The organism is Dysosmobacter segnis, from assembly GCF_014297285.1.
Taxonomy (GTDB): domain Bacteria; phylum Bacillota; class Clostridia; order Oscillospirales; family Oscillospiraceae; genus Oscillibacter; species Oscillibacter segnis.
This window is the reverse complement of the sequence record NZ_JACOQI010000098.1, coordinates 1-889: the sequence shown is the minus strand read 5'-3', so window position 1 is coordinate 889 and position 889 is coordinate 1. Positions and strand designations below refer to the sequence as shown.

Sequence of the window (889 nt, the reverse complement as noted above, 5' to 3'; positions counted from 1 at the left end):
AGATGTGTATAAGAGACAGACATCAACGTTCCTACCTCGTCTCCAGACTTCAACCGGATGCAATTGGCGACACAGGACTTCATCAACTTGCTGTACGAGATGTTGATCGTGGCTGAGAACGCTACACTGTTCTCTGACATTCCGGTGGGTATGTCTCGTGTGACTCGTGACGGAGTTGTGTACATCGCGTCGTCGATGAATGACATTCTGTATCTGGTTGTGACCAAGTACTCGATGCTCGACATCACAGTCTGAGGTGACGTATGGCTGGGATTACTCCTCCACTGTTAACGAAGGGTCGGTACACACTGATTGAACCCTTCACCGCGTTGCCGACAGTCCTCTACACCTGTAGTGCATTGCGTACGTTCGATGAGTGTCAAGCTGCTGGGTTGGATGTTCTCAACACGATCTATATCCCAGCAACTTTGTCCAAAGCCGAATTCGACCGCGACAAGAAAGCAGGCAGTAAGATTGTCACGTTGATGTCTGACACGGAGACTCCGATCTATGTACCGGATTCTTACATTGAGTCATTCCCTAACTTCGACGCTATCACCTACCAACACATTGTGGGTTCGTTAGACTTCGGTGCTCTTCCTGACCACCTGAGTTTGGCTAACCTGCAACTGGAGATTGCTGCACTGGCTTCTGACATCGTGGGTAAAGAACCCAAGGTTACGATCCATCGCGCTGCCTCTAGCGGTCTGGTAACTCCTGCACAACACGAAGCGGCTGAAGTAGCACGCTTGGCTGCCATCACTCGACGCACCACTAATCGGGCTGAGAACATCAAGCTGCAAGCACAAGTGTTGGCCCCTGTCTCTTATACACATCTAAAAGGGGGGGGGGGGGGGGGGGGGGGGGGGGGGGGGGGGGGGGGGGGGGG

General features: G+C 52.9%; 1 protein-coding gene. It reads left to right on the top strand.

Annotated elements, in window-relative coordinates; genetic code table 11:
* Window positions 1–263: 263 nt before the first annotated feature.
* Window positions 264–889: DUF7194 family protein (locus H8Z83_RS19465; RefSeq protein ID WP_436231661.1), on the top strand; the 626-nt coding region annotated here is incomplete at its 3' end.